Annotated in this window: 13 protein-coding genes; 10 read left to right on the plus strand and 3 right to left on the minus strand. The window is 42.1% G+C overall.

Annotated elements, in window-relative coordinates:
- Positions 1–148: 148 nt before the first annotated feature.
- Positions 149–2,491 (plus strand): polyphosphate kinase 1, encoded by a 2,343-nt coding sequence (ppk1, locus tag TW85_RS03625; protein WP_052701818.1) that lies wholly within the window; start codon positions 149–151, stop codon positions 2,489–2,491.
- 70 nt (positions 2,492–2,561) lie between these two features.
- Here ppk1 and TW85_RS03630 read toward each other — a convergent pair whose 3' ends face one another.
- The gene (locus tag TW85_RS03630; RefSeq protein ID WP_046015698.1) at positions 2,562–4,079 is read right to left on the minus strand and encodes a Ppx/GppA phosphatase family protein; all 1,518 of its coding nucleotides are present in this window, start codon (positions 4,077–4,079) and stop codon (positions 2,562–2,564) included.
- A gap of 508 nt (positions 4,080–4,587) precedes the next feature.
- Here TW85_RS03630 and rho point away from each other — a divergent pair.
- The 3 genes from rho (at position 4,588) to TW85_RS03645 (ending at position 8,248) form a co-directional block, all read left to right on the plus strand.
- Positions 4,588–5,853, plus strand: a complete 1,266-nt coding sequence (rho, locus tag TW85_RS03635) for a transcription termination factor Rho (RefSeq protein ID WP_046015699.1) — start codon at positions 4,588–4,590, stop codon at positions 5,851–5,853.
- A gap of 106 nt (positions 5,854–5,959) precedes the next feature.
- The gene (gene ubiD, locus TW85_RS03640; RefSeq protein ID WP_046015700.1) at positions 5,960–7,453 is read left to right on the plus strand and encodes a 4-hydroxy-3-polyprenylbenzoate decarboxylase; all 1,494 of its coding nucleotides are present in this window, start codon (positions 5,960–5,962) and stop codon (positions 7,451–7,453) included.
- An 81-nt stretch (positions 7,454–7,534) separates the two neighbouring features.
- Positions 7,535–8,248 carry an NAD(P)H-flavin reductase gene (locus TW85_RS03645; RefSeq protein WP_046015701.1) on the plus strand — a complete coding sequence of 238 codons (714 nt, stop codon included), beginning with the start codon at positions 7,535–7,537 and terminating at the stop codon, positions 8,246–8,248.
- A gap of 96 nt (positions 8,249–8,344) precedes the next feature.
- Here the strand turns inward: TW85_RS03645 and TW85_RS03650 are convergent, their stop codons facing one another.
- On the minus strand, positions 8,345–9,265 hold the full coding sequence (locus TW85_RS03650) for a lysine exporter LysO family protein (protein WP_046015702.1): 921 nt from the start codon (positions 9,263–9,265) through the stop codon (positions 8,345–8,347).
- A gap of 241 nt (positions 9,266–9,506) precedes the next feature.
- On the opposite strand from TW85_RS03650, the gene TW85_RS03655 reads away from it, so the two are divergent.
- On the plus strand, positions 9,507–10,883 hold the full coding sequence (locus TW85_RS03655) for an MATE family efflux transporter (protein ID WP_046015703.1): 1,377 nt from the start codon (positions 9,507–9,509) through the stop codon (positions 10,881–10,883).
- 304 nt (positions 10,884–11,187) lie between these two features.
- Here the strand turns inward: TW85_RS03655 and TW85_RS03660 are convergent, their stop codons facing one another.
- Positions 11,188–12,669, minus strand: coding sequence for a cobyric acid synthase (locus TW85_RS03660; protein WP_046015903.1), 1,482 nt, complete (start codon positions 12,667–12,669; stop codon positions 11,188–11,190).
- Between the two features lie 131 nt (positions 12,670–12,800).
- On the opposite strand from TW85_RS03660, the gene cbiB reads away from it, so the two are divergent.
- The 5 genes from cbiB (at position 12,801) to TW85_RS03685 (ending at position 16,633) form a co-directional block, all read left to right on the plus strand.
- Positions 12,801–13,736: an adenosylcobinamide-phosphate synthase CbiB gene (gene cbiB / locus TW85_RS03665; RefSeq protein ID WP_046015704.1), complete on the plus strand. Its 936-nt coding sequence runs from the start codon at positions 12,801–12,803 to the stop codon at positions 13,734–13,736.
- Between the two features lie 50 nt (positions 13,737–13,786).
- Complete coding sequence (locus tag TW85_RS03670; RefSeq protein WP_046015705.1) at positions 13,787–14,893, plus strand: aminotransferase class I/II-fold pyridoxal phosphate-dependent enzyme; 1,107 nt, start codon at positions 13,787–13,789, stop codon at positions 14,891–14,893.
- Positions 14,890–15,411, plus strand: a complete 522-nt coding sequence (gene cobU, locus TW85_RS03675) for a bifunctional adenosylcobinamide kinase/adenosylcobinamide-phosphate guanylyltransferase (protein WP_046015706.1) — start codon at positions 14,890–14,892, stop codon at positions 15,409–15,411. Before TW85_RS03670 ends, cobU begins: the two co-directional genes overlap by 4 nt.
- Before the next feature lie 116 nt (positions 15,412–15,527).
- Positions 15,528–16,016, plus strand: coding sequence for a xanthine phosphoribosyltransferase (gene gpt / locus TW85_RS03680; protein WP_046015707.1), 489 nt, complete (start codon positions 15,528–15,530; stop codon positions 16,014–16,016).
- 218 nt (positions 16,017–16,234) lie between these two features.
- A complete protein-coding gene (locus TW85_RS03685) occupies positions 16,235–16,633 on the plus strand; it encodes a DUF2914 domain-containing protein (protein ID WP_046015708.1) in 399 nt (132 codons plus the stop codon).
- Positions 16,634–16,677 lie beyond the last annotated feature (44 nt).

Here is a 16,677-nt window from a genome sequence, read left to right on the forward strand (position 1 = left end):
CAATAAAAATGTGAGTTAGCACAAGGATGTACGTTAACTTCATAAAATTGTGTTATACAGGTAAGAGTAGTTTTAAAAAATAAACTCTTTTTGATATAGAAAAAGAGTTAAGCAATTGCACCTTTGTTGAATTGGGGTAGTAAAACTCATGGCTGACCTAGCAGGAAAAATTGCACCAGATACAACGACAATACTAGATAAGAAACTGGTGGATAAAAGCGTGACTGAGAAGAAAGTAGCAGACAAAAAAGTCCCAGAAAAAAAGACATTAGAGAAAAAGACATCAGATAAAAAGGAACCGACTGAAAAAAAAGAGGCACCGGCTTCTGATGTCGTTGAAGTAAATGAACCTGCGTTGGAAACCATCCCAGAACAACCGCAAGATCAGAAGAAGGTTGCGATCGAAAAACGCAAACCGGAAGAAATAGATTTAAATGACTCGGAATTATACTTTAACCGAGAGTTAAGCAACCTTGCTTTCCATGCTCGTGTGCTTGAGCAGGCGATGGATGAGAACCATCCTGTATTAAATCGCCTAATGTTTTTATGCATCTTTAGCAGCAATATGGATGAGTTCTTTGAGATTCGTGTCGCTGGCCTAAAAAGCCAATTAGAATTTAGCCGTGAACAAACTGGTCCTGATGGCCTTTATCCAAAAGAAGTTTTACGTCAAATCAGTGATCAGGCCCATAAGCTAGTTCGTCGCCAGTATCGCATTTTAAATGACATTATCTTTCCTAAACTATCTGAACATAATGTTCACTTTATACGCCGTAGTTTATGGACTGAGTCACAAGCGGCTTGGGTTAAAAAGTATTTCCGCGAAAATGTCTTGCCTATTATTAGTCCGATTGGCTTAGACCCAGCTCACCCTTTCCCTCGTCTTGCTAATAAAACCTTCAACTTCGTTGTTGAACTAGAAGGGCGAGATGCTTTTGGGCGTGAGAATGGTCTTGCTATCGTGCCTGCGCCGAGCTCTTTGCCGCGTTTGGTCAAAATGCCTGCAGAAGTGAGTGAAGATGGTGATAACTTAGTTTTTTTATCTTCTATCATTCATGCTCATGCGGATCAGCTTTTCCCTGGTATGACGGTGAAAGGGAGTTATCAATTCCGTCTGACACGTAATGCTGACTTGGAAGTTGATTCAGACGATATTGGTTTAGATTTGGCAGGTGCTTTAAGGACTGAGTTACAAACACGCCATTATGGTAGCTCGGTACGTTTAGAGGTTGCTGAAAACTGCCCAAAAAGCGTGATCACCTCCTTGCTTGATCAGTTTGATCTACATGAAAATGACCTTTACTTGATTGATGGCCCTGTTAACTTAAGTCGATTGCTCGCTGTTCTTGATCTCGTTGATCGTCCTGATCTCCTGTACTCGCCATTCTCTCCAGGGTTGCCACGCAAACTGTCTACCTCCAAAGGAGATGATATGTTTGAGGCGATAAGGCAAAAAGATTACCTCTTGATGCATCCTTATGAATCTTTCGCCCCTGTGATTGATTTCTTAAGTAATGCCGCGAAAGACCCAAATGTGGTGGCCATTCGTCAAACTCTTTACCGAACTGGTGCTCGCTCTCCTATTGCTAATGCGCTAGTAGATGCTGCGCGTAATGGTAAAGAGGTGACAGTAGTTATCGAATTAAGGGCGCGATTTGATGAAGCGGAAAACCTTGCCTTAGCAAGTAGGCTTCAAGATGCTGGAGCCATTGTTGTTTATGGCGTTGTACGTCATAAAACACACGCTAAGATGATATTGATAGTACGTCGTGAAGGCAGTGTTTTAAGACGCTACGTACACCTAGGGACAGGTAACTACCATGCTGGTAATGCGCGTCTTTATACTGACTATAGCTTGCTAACCTGTGACAGTGATATTGGTGAAGATATCCATAAGGTATTCCAGCAGTTAACTGGTATGAGTAAAGAGTTGAAAGTGAAGAAAATTCTTCACGCACCTTTTACGTTAAGAGACCGCTTACTGGATATGATTGCCAAAGAAGCTGAAAGTGCGAGAAGTGGTAATCCATCTAGAATCATTATTAAAGTGAATTCGCTTACCGAGCAAAGGCTAGTGCAGGCGCTTTATAAAGCGTCTCAAGCAGGGGTTAAAATTGACCTGATTGTGCGTGGTATTTGTACCTTACGTCCAGGTATCAAAGGTGTGTCTTCCAATATCAGGGTGCGCTCAATTATTGGGCGATTCTTGGAGCATACAAGGGTTTATTACTTCTACAATAACCGTTCTCCTTTGGTATACCTATCAAGTGCTGATGGTATGGATAGAAACTTGAATAACCGAATTGAAGTTGCTTTCCCTATTCAAGACCCAAAACTAGCAAGACGTGTTAAGAAAGAGTTAGAAACCTATATTACGGATAATACTCAAAGCTGGGTGCTACAAAATGATGGTTCATACCAACTTAATAAACCTCGTAAGGGCGAGTACAGAAGCGCACAGCGTACCTTGTTAAGTAATTTGGCTGACTAGTTTGATTATTTAATCGTAGGAATAAAAAGGCCGAGAATCATTCTCGGCCTTTTTGTATCTAGCTTTTTTATTAACTAAAGGTAAGGGTAAAGTTCTTAGCTAATAGGTAATCGGCTTCAAGCTGTAAATTAGCGTAAGTTAATGGCCGCGCTTCAAGCCAGCCAGGTAAGAACTCTATGTGTAGGGTGTTATCTTTTGCCTTCATTGAAAAGATAGGCATATCACCTTCTTTTCTGTCATGGTGAAGGTTGATGGCAAAACGAAGTAAGACGGCTAAACGATCTAACTCCTGCTGGTCTCTTCGAGTAAAGCGGTAATTTAAGGATTGAGTAAACTTGCGGCGGTGGCGCAAAATTAAGTTCGCTAATGCCTGTTGTTCTTGTTGAGAAAATCCCGGTAAATCAGATTCACTGATAATATAAGCCCCATGCTTGTGGTATCGACTATGGGATATTCCCATACCTACCTCATGAAGCAAACTTGACCAGCGTAAGAAGTTTTCACTAGAAATGCTGTTTATTTGCCAATCTTCTTTTACTTGAGCCAAAGCAGATAGGCCAGTGTGGGCAACAAGTTTCGCTTGCTCTTTATCTATGTGGTATTGGTTTAAAAGGTATTGAACTGTTGTTTCGCGAATGTCTTTCTCTGCGTAGCGCCCCATCACATCAAAGAGTACACCTTCACGTAATGCGCCAACGGATAGGTCCATGCTTTTAATCTGAAAGCATTCAAATACGGCTGTCAAAATAGCAAGGCCGGCGGCAAAGGTGGTTTTACGTTCTGGTTTAAGGCCTGCAAGATCAAGGTTGTCGGCATGGCCTGCATCAAATAGTGCTTTTTGAATAATCTTGATGCCTTTGAGTGTAATGCCTTTTTTACCCCAGTTATTTTCCTTAATAATATTGAAAGCAGCTTTAATCGTGCCGGAGGAACCTATGGCGAGGTCCCAGTTTTCTTCAAGATAATCATCTTGAATACTGAGCATTTCAAGTCTTGCCGCTGTCACCGCTTTTTGGAAGTTCGATTTAGTAATGCTGCCATCTTTAAAGAAGCGTTGTCTAAAACCAACACAACCCATATGCAAGCTTTCGGTTAGGATAGGCTTTTGCTGACTACCTATAATGAACTCTGTACTACCGCCCCCTATATCGACAACTAAACGTTTTTGCTCCCCATGGTCCATGGTATTAGCAACGCCCACATAAATTAGGCGGGCTTCTTCTCGACCCGCAATGACTTCTACAGGATGTGGAATGATATCCATGGCTTCGCCAATAAAGTCATAACGGTTCTTAGCAACCCTAAGCGCATTGGTGCCGACGATTCGAACTGAGCCTAAGGGCATGTTTTCAATTACTTGAGCAAAGCGTGTTAAGCAAGCTAAGCCCCTTTGTTGAGAGTCATCATCTAAAATATTATTTTGCAGACCCGCCGCCAGTTGTACTTTTTCTCCATACTCTCCCACGACTCTGAGTTGTCCATGGGTGACTTGAGCTATGACCATGTGAAAGCTGTTTGAGCCTAGATCGATCGCGGCAATTTTTTCAAAAGGAAGATTGTGAGCAGGTTGTTGAAAAAGTGACTGCATGCAAAAGGAACCTTATTGTGCTTGGTTAATACAGGTGCAGGTTATCTTAGATGAGCTGATAAGTCATGAATTTGCGTAATTATGGGCATAGTTTTAGTGAATTTATGCGACTTTTAGTTACGCTTAATTCCTCCTGAGGGACTCAATAACGCGGTCTAACAGGCTTAAAATGTAAAATTTGCTAAAAATTGATCAAAAAAGTGATTTTTCCATTTTTTTTCTATAGACCTTAACAATAACACCAACTATAGTAGGTGTGTTCTTGATCATTCAAATGCGTTTATTTCTTTTATTTATTGCGCTTAAGCAATAGGTTATAGGCTTTGAGAATAAGAGTTCCAATCAAATCGTTACGCGCTATTTTTCAACATTGTTTCAGAAATTGTGTCTCGGTCAAATTATTATTAAGAAGCTTCCTGATTAAGATTAAATATGTATATATCAACGTATTGTCAAATTAGAGTAGTCCTGTCAATTTTCCTCAATTAGAAATCGTAAAAATCCGTTTATGAACCTTACCGAATTAAAACAGAAATCAGTACAAGAACTATTAAACATCGCAGCTGAAATGGGGTTAGATAACCTTGCTCGATCCCGTAAACAAGATGTTATTTTCGCTATTCTTAAGCGACACGCTAAAAGCGGCGAAGACATTTACGGCGATGGTATCTTGGAAATCTTACAAGATGGCTTTGGCTTCTTGCGTTCACCAGATAGTTCTTACTTAGCAGGTCCTGATGATATTTATGTATCACCTAGCCAAATACGCCGATTCAACTTGCGTACAGGTGACACAATTGCCGGTAAGATTCGTCCACCTAAAGATGGTGAGCGTTATTTTGCGTTGCTAAAAGTTAATGAAATTAACTTTGATAAGCCTGACAGCGTTCGTAACAAAATTCTTTTTGAAAACTTAACTCCGCTATTCGCTGATCAGCGTTTGGTAATGGAAGCAGGTAATGGTTCTACTGAAGATGTCACTTCACGAATCATTGACCTTGTTGCTCCAATGGGTAAAGGGCAACGTGCCTTGGTGGTTTCTCCGCCAAAAGCAGGTAAAACCTTCATGCTACAAAATATCGCTAATGCGATTACCCGCAACAACCCAGAAACACACCTAATTGTATTACTTATCGATGAGCGCCCTGAGGAAGTAACTGAAATGTCACGTACAGTTCGTGGCGAAGTGGTTGCTTCTACTTTCGATGAGCCGCCAAGCCGTCACGTACAAGTGGCTGAAATGGTTATAGAGAAAGCGAAGCGTTTGGTAGAACACAAACGTGATGTCGTTATCCTATTAGACTCTATTACTCGTCTAGCCCGTGCTTACAACACTGTCATTCCTTCATCTGGTAAGGTATTAACCGGTGGTGTTGATGCCAATGCACTTGAACGTCCTAAGCGTTTCTTTGGTGCTGCTCGTAATATCGAAGAAGGTGGTAGCTTAACTATCATAGCGACTGCTTTGGTAGATACTGGCTCTAAAATGGATGAAGTTATCTTTGAGGAATTCAAAGGAACAGGTAACTGTGAACTTCACCTAGATCGTAAGATTGCTGAAAAGCGTACTTTCCCTGCGATTAACATCCGTCGCTCTGGTACTCGTCGTGAAGACTTACTAACATCTGAAGACGAACTACAACGTATGTGGATTCTGCGTAAGCTGCTTAATCCGATGGAAGATGTTGCCGCAACTGAATTCTTGATTGACCGTCTGAAAGTAACCAAGACCAATGATGAGTTCTTTGATGCTATGAAGGGTAAAGGTAAATAAGCCTAAACCCTAGTTAAAAAAACCACTTTTATAGTGGTTTTTTTTGCCTCATTTTTTATTTAGTTTGGCCATAACTTAGGCGAAACTATGTCCTAAGAGAGTCGTCATGAAATACAAAGACCTTCGAGACTTTATAGCTGTCCTTGAGGAAAAAGGGGAGCTGATTCGTATACAAGCCGAAGTTGACCCTTATCTTGAAATGACAGAGATCAGTGATAGAACCTTACGTAGTGAAGGGCCTGCTTTGTTATTTGAGAACCCTAAAGGCCATGACATGCCTGTATTGGCTAACTTGTTTGGTACGCCAAAACGCGTTGCTATGGGGATGGGAAAAGAGTCTGTTACCGCACTTCGTGAAATTGGTGAGTTGTTAGCTTTCTTGAAAGAGCCTGAGCCGCCAAAAGGCATGAAAGACGCTTGGCAAAAACTGCCTATTTTCAAGCAAGTCATGAACATGGGGCCAAAAGTAGTTAAATCAGCACCTTGTCAGCAAGAAGTGCTCGAAGGTGACCAAGTTGACCTTAATAAGATACCGATTCAAACCTGCTGGCCTGGTGATGCTGCGCCGTTAGTGACTTGGCCGTTAGTAATTACCAAAGGTCCGCATAAATCACGTCAAAATCTGGGCATTTATCGCCAGCAGTTGATTGGTAAAAACCGCCTGATTATGCGCTGGTTATCTCATCGTGGTGGTGCATTAGATTTTCGTGAGTGGCAACAGGAGCATCCAGGTGAGCCTTTCCCTGTCACTGTGGTATTAGGAGCCGATCCAGCGACTATTTTAGGCGCGGTAACACCTGTGCCAGATACCTTGTCTGAATATGCGTTTGCTGGCTTGTTAAGAGGCAGTAAAACAGAACTTATCAAATGTATTGGTAATGATTTACAAGTACCTGCCAGTGCGGAAATCGTATTGGAAGGCTTTATCTATCCAGATGATGAAGCGGTCGAAGGGCCTTTTGGTGACCATACGGGTTACTATAATGAGCAAGATACCTTCCCTGTCTTTACGGTAGAGCGTATTACTCAGCGTAAGAATCCTATTTATCATAGTACTTATACAGGGCGTCCACCTGATGAACCCGCTATTTTGGGTGTTGCTTTAAATGAAGTATTTGTACCTATACTTAGAAAGCAGTTTCCAGAAATTGTCGATTTCTATTTACCACCTGAGGGCTGTTCGTATCGTATGGCGGTGGTGACCATGAAGAAGCAATATCCAGGTCATGCTAAACGTGTCATGTTAGGTGTTTGGTCTTTCTTGCGTCAGTTTATGTACACCAAATTTGTGATTGTCTGTGATGATGACGTTAATGCCAGAGATTGGAATGATGTGATTTGGGCAATTACCACTCGTATGGACCCAGCAAGGGATACCACCTTGATTGAAAATACCCCGATAGACTATTTGGATTTTGCCTCACCTGTTTCTGGGTTAGGTTCCAAAATGGGGATGGACGCGACGAACAAGTGGCCGGGTGAAACCGATAGAGAGTGGGGCGTTCCCATTGAAATGACATCGGAAGTGAAAAATAAAGTAGATGATATTTGGTCTTCTTTAGGTATCGAAGAGGCGATTTCAGGTAAATCAGCAAAGTAAATTTGCCTTATACCTAGTCATCACAAGGCAAAATTAAAAAATAAGCCCAAAAGGGCAGACACGAGAGAACGGAGTAATAGCGTGAACGAAGTAATCGCAAAGGTAAGCAAGGTTGAGCTAATTAACCAAAATGTGTATCAGGTTAGCCTTGATGTGCCTGTTGATAGCTTTATTGCTGGGCAATATTTGATGATTCATTTGCCAAGTGGTGAAAGTGTCCCTTACTCCATAGGCAGTGCTGCCCATGAGCTACCAAGCTTACAGCTTTATATTTTGGTCGCAGATGAAGAGTCTTTGGCGTTTAAAGTGATTTCTTATCTAAAAGATAATGAAACAGTGAGCCTTAAGATTCCTGGTGGTGATTGCCATATCGAAAACGGCGCTTTGCAGGATTCAGTTGAACAAGTTTTATTAGTGGCTGGTGGAACTGGTTTTGCACAAATGAAGAGTATGTATGATGCCCTTACTGAGCAAAATTATCAGGGTAAGGTGTCTTTATACTGGGGTGTGCGTACACCGGAAGATAGTTTCTTAGTTGATTGGATTGAAAGTAAAGATAATATCAGCCTAGTTGCTAATGAAGCGGATAATGATTGGCAAGGTACAACTGGCTGGTTATATGAAAAGATTGTTGCTGATAACCCAGATCTAAGTCGTTCTGTGGCTTATGTGAGCGGTTCGCCAGGTATGGTATATGGCACATTGGATAAACTAGAAGAAGCAGGGCTTGTTCATGATGCTAGCTTCTCTGATGTATTTGCTTACGCACCTCGTCCAGAGAAACCACAACTTTAAACACCAGCAAAAGATCTAAAAAAACCGCTTTTAGAGAATATCTAAAAGCGGTTTTTTATTGGGAGCTTTCTTTGTAGATAAAAGGTTGTAGAGGAATTAAAGACCCATAAAGAGTGGAATGAGAATAGGTACAAGTAAACTCATGATAAAGCCGCTTGCAATGGCTGTCGGGATAATATCCGCCCCATGAAACTTGCCTAACATAGGCAGTGTGAAGTCCATGGCGGTGGCACCTGAATAACCAACAGAAACATGGCTGTTAATGCGACAAAAGACTGGAATGAGGAGTAAGGCTAGAATCTCACGCCCTATATCCAATAAGAATGCAGTGGTTCCTAATACCGGGTTGCCAAGACCTGTGATGAGTATGCCGGATAAGCTGTACCAGCCAAAGCCAGACACGACAGCAAGACCGTGGCTGACTGGTAAATCCAGAGCTAAAGCGCCAATCAATCCGCCTAAAAGGGTGGTCGCTACCGTAGTAAACGCAATAATGAGACCTTGGGTATTTAAGAAAAGTTTGCGTAACCGATAGTTGCCTTGCTGTAACTGGTGGCCGATTAAAAAGAGCAGCAGGTAAAGCAGATAAGTCACTATGGTATCGACATGAGTTAAGCTGTCAGAAGCAAAAATGCCAATGATAAGCCCAATCAATACAAAGGCTAGGGTTTTAATAGCATCAGAAAATACCGCAAAACTGATTTTCACATCCTCAGCTTTTGCTTGAGTATGAAGTGATTTTTCACTTGGGTTAAAGTGCTTGCCTGTATACCAAAGGGCGGTAATTGCCAGAACTGAAATCGCTGCGAAGAAGACTAGAGCTTGGGCACCCGCAATGACCAATTTTTCAGGTAAATTCTCTAACGCTCCAATACTAAAACCTATCATGCCTAAAATAAGGTAAGTCAGCCAAGTAAGGCTTGTTTGGATAAATTTTTCTGAGAAAAAATGAATCTTTAGCCAATAACCCGCTAGTAGAGCTAAAAGTAATGGGCCAAGTGTTACGAGTATTGTCATTTTGCTGTCCGTGTCGCTACTTGCGTAAATTTCTAAAATCGAACTGATCGGCAATTCTCATGTTATTTCAATGGCTTAGCAAGTACTAAATCATATAGTGAAAATCAGGTGGCGCAGATTGAAAAGGATCTGCTGCCATTCCTAAAATAAAGTGATACATTAGGCCCGATTATCTCAATACGCCCCTTTTTAGGGCGTTTCAGGATGACCTTGATAGGCGTAAATTTATAAGGATTAAGTGATGTTAGATCGTTGGCCGGTGTTAAAAGAAGTGCTGCATTTATTAATGCCAATGGTACTAACCTTGACCTTAGAATTGTCTATAAGCATGGTCGACACCCTCATGTTAGGGAACTATAGCCCTTATCATTTGGCCGCCGTAGGGTTGGCCTCTAGTTTGTGGACACCTGTGGGTTGTTTCTTAATGGGCATCACTTTTGGCCTAACCCCATTAGTAACCCGTCATCTTCATGGTCGCCAAATGAAGATGGTTAATATTTACATGTCGCAAACCTTAGGTGTGTGTTTAACCGTTGGTTTATTAGCAGCATTAACTGTGGCTTTCATCTTGCCGTATTTCGCTATCATGATGGCAACCGAAGAAGAAACCCAAAGAGTGAGTGCTCAATATCTACAGATACTTGCGCCCGCGATTCCTGCTCTTGCTTTTACTGTTGGTTATAAGAACTTATTTGAAGCAGCGGGTAGACCTAACTTTCCTTTGATTGCGGCCGCTATTGGTTTGTTAATGAATGCTGGGCTTAACTATCTCTTTATTTTTGGTAACTTTGGCTTCCCTGAAATGGGCGCAGCGGGTGCCGCTTTAGCTTCAACTATCTCAATTTATTTCAGTATTACTTTATTCTTTGTCTACGATAAGTTTTTTAGTCCTAAGACCTTATTTACCAAGATCAAAACGAAATACCTATTCAGGTTTGGCATCTTACTTAATGTTGGTTTACCAGCAGGCCTTGCATTCTCCTTTGAGATTGGCCTTTTCTCGTCAATGACTTGGTTAATCTCTAGCTTTGGGGATTTGGCCATTGGTGCTGGGCAAATTATCATGTCTTATACTTCTTTGCTTTTCACGCCGTTAATGGCGATGAGTGCTGTGACGGCGATAGTGGTAGCTAAATCATTATCAAAAGAGGGCGTGGAAGGAGTGCGTAAACGCATGCGAGTGATTGTTGGCTTAGGGTTAAGCTATGTCTTTATTTGCTTTGTAGTGACTCAAACCTTTAATGAAACTATTCCAACTTTCTTTAGCTCAGATCCTGACATTATTGCTATGGCTGCAGGCTTGTTGATAATTTCCTCGGCTTATCAAGTGGCCGACATGCTACAGACCGTCTTTACCGGTGGGTTGCGTGGCTTTAGGGATACTCGCTTTTCCATGATCGCCTTTGCCATCTCATTATTTGTGCTTTGCCTACCGCTAGGTTATTGGTTAGCACACTTCAGCCCATGGGCGACAGAATTGAATGTAAGAGGGTTTTATATTGGTCTAGGCTCAGGTCTCGCGCTCTTGTCTTTGTTGTTAATACTGAGATTCCGTTTTGTCGTTAACCGTGCATTGAAGCGTAAGATAAAATACGAAGAAGCAGGGGTTGTTGCTTAAGGAGTCTGTGAATAAGCCCACCGCCTCAGCGTGTGGATAAAAGACTCTAGATTTATGGCGAGGGGCGAAACTTAATAGTTATTCTATTAATAAGGCCCTCAACTTAAAGATAGGGCTTTTAGACCACGCCCTTCGGGTCTTTGAAGAATGCCTAAATTACATCAAAGTGACGCTTTGCTTGACGCTTTTTCTGAAAAGACTGAGAAGAGGTTACTTAATCGCAGGTTCCTTAAATAAAATGTATCAGGCTAAACAATAGAATGTTTAGCCTGACTTGTATCTATTTTCTAAAATGCGAGAGAGGCTAAAGAGTAAGCTTAAATGCTTTGGCCTTATCGATAAGCGCATCAATATTCATGTGCTCCTCACAACTATCTGCAAGCCTATCTATTTCTTTGTTTTTATATTCATCGTAATCAAAAGCGGCTGCGGCATCTAACCCCGCCCAATTTAATAAAGCAGCTAATGCCTCTGGGTGATCAAACAGGCCATGTAAGTAGGTGCCAATAATAGCATTGTCATCGGCCAAATAACCTTCGTTTTCACCGGATGCGAAAGTACAGAATGCCTGATGCTCTTGAGTAAAAGAAGCAACACCAGCGTGAATTTCATAACCAGTAATAGTGGCGCTTTCTCCCCAAGCAAGTTTTGCTGTTTGTTGTGTCAGTTGTTTATCTGGAGATAAGTCCGTTTGCATGGGAATCAGGCCAAAACCTTGGCTAGTTGTTGGTGTATGATTCTCCAACGCAAGTGCATCGTTAAGGCAATCTCCTAGCATCTGATAGCCGCCACAAATACCAATCACTTTGCCACCATATCTTAAGTGGTGATTTAGATAAGGCTCAAACCCCTGTTGTTTCAAATAAGCTAAATCTGACTGTACGCTTTTAGAGCCAGGTAAGATAATCAGGTCAGCAGCAGGGAAGGGCTGGTTTTCTTTAACCAGTATGACTTCAACCTCAGGGTGCAAACGTAAAGCGTCCCAATCAGTATGGTTACTGACTCTTGGGTAGATAGGAATGACGACTTTTAATTTAGTTGCTTGTTTTTCAACAGGGGTAGAATCAGCGACAGCATCTTCAGATTCTAGGTGAAAACCTTTGAGGTAAGGTAAGACGCCTAACACAGGCTTGCCTGTATGCTCTTCCAGCCAATCAAGGCCAGATTGCAGTAAACTCACATCACCACGAAAGCGGTTAATCACAAAGCCGATGACTCTGTCTTGTTCGCTTTGGCTGAGTAGGGCGAGCGTACCAACAAGGTGAGCGAAAACGCCGCCTTTATCAATATCGGCGATAATAATGACAGGCGCGTTCACACTTTCTGCAAAGCCCATATTGGCAATGTCTTTGGCTCTTAGGTTGATTTCTGCTGGACTACCTGCGCCTTCAATAATGATGCCGTCATAGGTTTCGCTAAGGCGTTTAAAAGAATCTAGAGCAGCAACTTTAGCCGTCTCTTTGTAGTCATGGTAAGAGCGCGCATTCATATTACCTATGGCTTTACCTTGAATAATGACTTGAGCGCCTATGTCTGTATTTGGTTTAAGCAGAATAGGATTCATATGAATATGAGGTTCTATGCCAGCGGCATAGGCTTGAACTGCCTGAGCACGGCCTATCTCACCGCCTGATGCAGTGACCGCACTATTAAGCGCCATGTTCTGTGGCTTAAATGGCGCAATAGCGAGATTACGGCGTTTAAGTAAACGACATAGGGCCGTGGCAAGAGTGCTTTTACCTGCGTCAGAGGTAGTGCCTTGAATCATTAGGCTAAATGCTGTCATTATCTTTGAATCACTATTCAGGGTAATAAGGTGGTAGAATTCTACCATCTAACGTATGTTCCTGATTGAAAAAATCACCTATTCCCATGACCCTTTTTAAGTATCACACAGGGGTCTATTAAGATTGAAAGATGACAGATACCTTTTTTGCTAGCGCTATTATTCTCTTACTTGCTCTTATCATGGACCGAGTTTTGGGCGAACCAAAACCTTGGCATCCTCTTATTACTTTTGGCCGTTGGGTTGATCAATGCCAAGCTTGGTGTCAATTACCCCTAAGTTGGTCCGTATTCAGTCAAAGGTTATTTGGTGTCTTTGCTTGGCTGTTGGCTGTGGTGCCTTTATTACTGCTTTGGAGTCTGCTTGAGCACCTACTGCCGACATTGATTCTAAATGCTTTAGCGGTTGTCATTGTTTACTTTAGCATTGGCTGGCAAAGCTTAAGGGAGCATGGACTTGCTATTGCCAAGCCTTTGATGAAAGGAGACCTAGTGCAGGCACGTATTGCCGTTTCTTATATTGTTAGTCGAGATACTCAAACACTGAATGAAGAACAAGTAGCCAAAGCAGGCATTGAATCTGTTTTAGAAAATGGCAGTGATGCTGTGTTCGCTCCTATCTTTTGGTTTTTGATTTTAGGAGTGCCGGGGGCAATTTTGTATCGCCTTGCTAACACCCTAGATGCCATGTGGGGCTACAAAACAAGTAAGCTATTACATTTTGGTTGGTGTGCTGCAAGAGTAGATGATGTGCTTAATTATATTCCCTCCAAGCTGGTGGTATTTAGTTATGCTTTGTGTGGTAAATACTCGAATGCCATGCAGGCGGCAAGCGCGCCAGAAGCCAGTTGGAAAAGCCCTAATGCAGGCCCTGTCATGGCGGCGGGCGCTGCTTCTTTAGGCTTGGCTGTTGGTGGTGAGGCTGTTTATTTTGGTAAAACTGAATCTCGCCCTGTTTTAGGAAAAGGACAAGCTCCTCAAGCTAAAGATCTTGCAAGATCTATCGCTCTGGTTGATAAGACCCTCTACCTTTGGTTTTTGTTTGTCGCCTTTATTGCGCTTTTTTAATATCGCTTTCCCCTTATAAGTTTTAATTCGACCTTTGGTCAGTAGTAGATATGAATGATGAACTAGATCTGAGCTTAGAGAAGCCTAAACACGGTGGTAATCTCTTGGCGCTTCGTCGCTCTTTAGGCGACTCTTCACATATTAAAAGCTCTTGGATAGACCTATCCTCTGCGGTAAATCGACACCCTTGGCCTGTGCCTGAGGTGCCTGTTTCTCTTTGGCATGAGTTGCCAGATCTTGATGGTTTGAACCAAGCGGCGGCAAGTTATTATGGTGTGAATAACTTTGTGCCCATTGCTGGTACACAACAGGCGATTGAGGCTTTACCTAGCTTATTATTTGCCGCTAATGCACGTTCAGAAACTCAGGTTCTAGTGCCAGAGGTAGGCTATCAAGAGCATGGCTTTGCTTGGACTAAATGGCAGTACGCAGTAGATACCTACAATAATACTCAGGATCTCGCTGTAAAAAGTTGGCAAGTATTAGTCTTGATTCAACCTAATAACCCAAGTGCCAATAAATTAACCTTAGCTGAATTACTAAGCTTGATTGAAACAGCACAAGTGCGTGAATCCTATATCATTATTGATGAAGCTTTTATTGATGGTGTGGTCGGTGCGAGTTTGCTTTCGTACTATCAAGATAAAGCATGGCCAGCTTGCTTGATTGTTTTGCGTTCAGTGGGCAAGTTTTTTGGTTTGCCAGGAGCCAGAGTAGGTTTTTGTTTTGCTAGCCAGTCAATTTTAAAAGGGTTGGCTTCCGTCACTGGTCCTTGGCCTATTGCGACACCTGCTGCCTGGTTACTAAGCCAAGCTTTCAGAGATGTTGCTTGGCAAATACAAGCTAGTAGAGATTTAGCGAGTCGTAGCAAACGCTTTGAACAAGAGGTTAAGCCTTTAATAAATGAGTTCTTTAGCTCTCTATCTTTGCCCGTTCGCTGGCAGCAAAGTGAGCTTTTTTATACCTTGTTTAGTGATGAAGCAGAGGTCTTGTTTGAGTGGCTACAAGCTTTGTCCATACATGTGCGTTTGGGCGATGCTTGGATAAGGTTTGCCTTACCAGCTGATGCTGAGTTCGATTTAATTAACAAGCGTGTTCAGCAAGCTTTATTAAATGGACAAGCTCAAAGTGCCAGCCAAGTGGAGGAAGTAGAGTGAAGTATTTAGTCATTGGTGGTGTGCGCAGTGGCAAGAGCGCTCATGGACAAATCTTAGCGCAAAATTTAGCGGATGCTGAAGCTAGAGAAGTGGTTTATCTAGCAACGGCTCAAGCGCTAGACAAGGGGATGCAGGAGCGCATTGAAAAACACCAAAATAGCCGACCTGAGCACTGGTTGCTGGTGGAGGAAGGTTTTGATCTTGCTTCCGTGTTACTTGCTCCAGAAAACCAAAATAAGGTGATTTTAATTGAATGCATGACACTTTGGCTAACCAACTTGATTTGCCTAGAAGATGATATTGCTTTTGATAAGCATAAGTCCGCGTTTTTAGAGGCGATTCATACTAGCAAGGCGAAACTTGTTTGTATTACAAGTGAAGTAGGTGCTGGCATTATGCCTATGAATTCCATGGCGCGACGCTTTGGTGATGAAGCCGGCTTATTAAATCAAGAGTTAGCTCGCCTAAGTGAACAGGTAGAACTTGTCTGCGCTGGCTTGCCGTTAAAGCTCAAATGAGGCTTTAAAAGAATACAAATTAACCAGCCAATTGGGTAGAATGCGCTCTTCATTTTATGAGGTGAAATGAAAACTTATTTCCCTTAATTGACAACCTAGATTGGTAGGAGCTAAGCATGAACCCGTATTCAAAAGATTACCCAGTGTCTTGGGATGAACTACACCGTAATGCTAGAGCATTGGCTTGGCGCTTATTAGAGCAAGGACCTTGGAAAGGCATTATTGCCATTACCCGAGGAGGTTTAGTGCCTGCTGCAATTATTTGTCGTGAACTGGATGTACGTCTAATCGATACTCTTTGTATCGCAAGTTATGACTCTTCTGGTAAGGAAGCTAACGAACAAGGTGAGCTGACAATCTTGAAAGGGGTTGAAGGTGATGGTGAAGGCATGCTGCTAATTGACGACCTAGTGGATACGGGTCGTACTGCACAAGTGGTGAGAGAGATGCTACCAAAAGCACACTTTGCCACTATTTTTGCTAAACCTGCTGGTAAACCACTGGTTGATACCTTTGTGACCGAAGTGAGCCAAGATACTTGGATTCGCTTTCCTTGGGATATGGAATACACCTTTTCAACACCTCTTGCGGATAGAAACGCGTAATATTCTGCATATTTAAACTTTCTTAGAGCCTCCTTTAGTTTCTTGTATTTTCTGATCTCGTAACTGAGTGTAAACAAAAGAGACTAAATGAGGCATCTTTCAGCTAGACTTCTACTCACCAAGACGATTAAACTGCTATTAGGTTTAAATTCTAATGGTCTTACCCTTTTTCTTTGACATTTTTTAACCTTCTTTTTTCTTCTACAAAAGGATTGATTATGTTACGTACAATCGTAAAGCTTGTGGTGTTGAGTAGTGTGTTATTAACCCTACCCATGCCTTCTTGGGCCGCTTCGATTGCGAGAGCGCAATTTACTAATGATGTTATTGAGCGTGAACCAATTGATAAGATTGGGCCCACTATCCAAGTTCAATATGGTGGTATTCAGAAGGTTTATTTTTATACAGATTTAAGAGATATGTCTGGTGATCAGGTTGTCCACCGCTGGACATTAGACGGTGATGTTATGGCTGAAATCCCGTTCAATATTGGCGGTGATCGCTGGCGTGTTTGGTCAAGTAAACGTTTATTGCCAGGTTTTGATGGCACTTGGGCGGTTGATATAGTGCAAAATGGCAGTGTGATTGAATCCCATTCATTTGAGTATATCGATTAGTTAACTTATTGTGTTGTTTCTCTATCAAGTAAGAGTTTAATAAG

The sequence above is a fragment of the Marinomonas sp. S3726 genome (assembly GCF_000967665.1).
In the GTDB taxonomy this organism is placed as follows: domain Bacteria; phylum Pseudomonadota; class Gammaproteobacteria; order Pseudomonadales; family Marinomonadaceae; genus Marinomonas.

Excerpts from the sequence above, each read along its gene's own strand:
- TW85_RS03630 (WP_046015698.1), bottom strand. The coding sequence starts at position 4,079 with ATGCAGTCACTTTTTCAACAACCTGCTCACAATCTTCCTTTTGAAAAA.
- TW85_RS03655 (WP_046015703.1), top strand. The coding sequence starts at position 9,507 with ATGTTAGATCGTTGGCCGGTGTTAAAAGAAGTGCTGCATTTATTAATG.
- gpt (WP_046015707.1), top strand. The coding sequence starts at position 15,528 with ATGAACCCGTATTCAAAAGATTACCCAGTGTCTTGGGATGAACTACAC.
- cbiB (WP_046015704.1), top strand. The coding sequence starts at position 12,801 with ATGACAGATACCTTTTTTGCTAGCGCTATTATTCTCTTACTTGCTCTT.
- TW85_RS03660 (WP_046015903.1), bottom strand. The coding sequence starts at position 12,669 with ATGACAGCATTTAGCCTAATGATTCAAGGCACTACCTCTGACGCAGGT.
- rho (WP_046015699.1), top strand. The coding sequence starts at position 4,588 with ATGAACCTTACCGAATTAAAACAGAAATCAGTACAAGAACTATTAAAC.
- TW85_RS03650 (WP_046015702.1), bottom strand. The coding sequence starts at position 9,265 with ATGACAATACTCGTAACACTTGGCCCATTACTTTTAGCTCTACTAGCG.
- TW85_RS03670 (WP_046015705.1), top strand. The coding sequence starts at position 13,787 with ATGAATGATGAACTAGATCTGAGCTTAGAGAAGCCTAAACACGGTGGT.
- ppk1 (WP_052701818.1), top strand. The coding sequence starts at position 149 with ATGGCTGACCTAGCAGGAAAAATTGCACCAGATACAACGACAATACTA.
- TW85_RS03685 (WP_046015708.1), top strand. The coding sequence starts at position 16,235 with ATGTTACGTACAATCGTAAAGCTTGTGGTGTTGAGTAGTGTGTTATTA.
- ubiD (WP_046015700.1), top strand. The coding sequence starts at position 5,960 with ATGAAATACAAAGACCTTCGAGACTTTATAGCTGTCCTTGAGGAAAAA.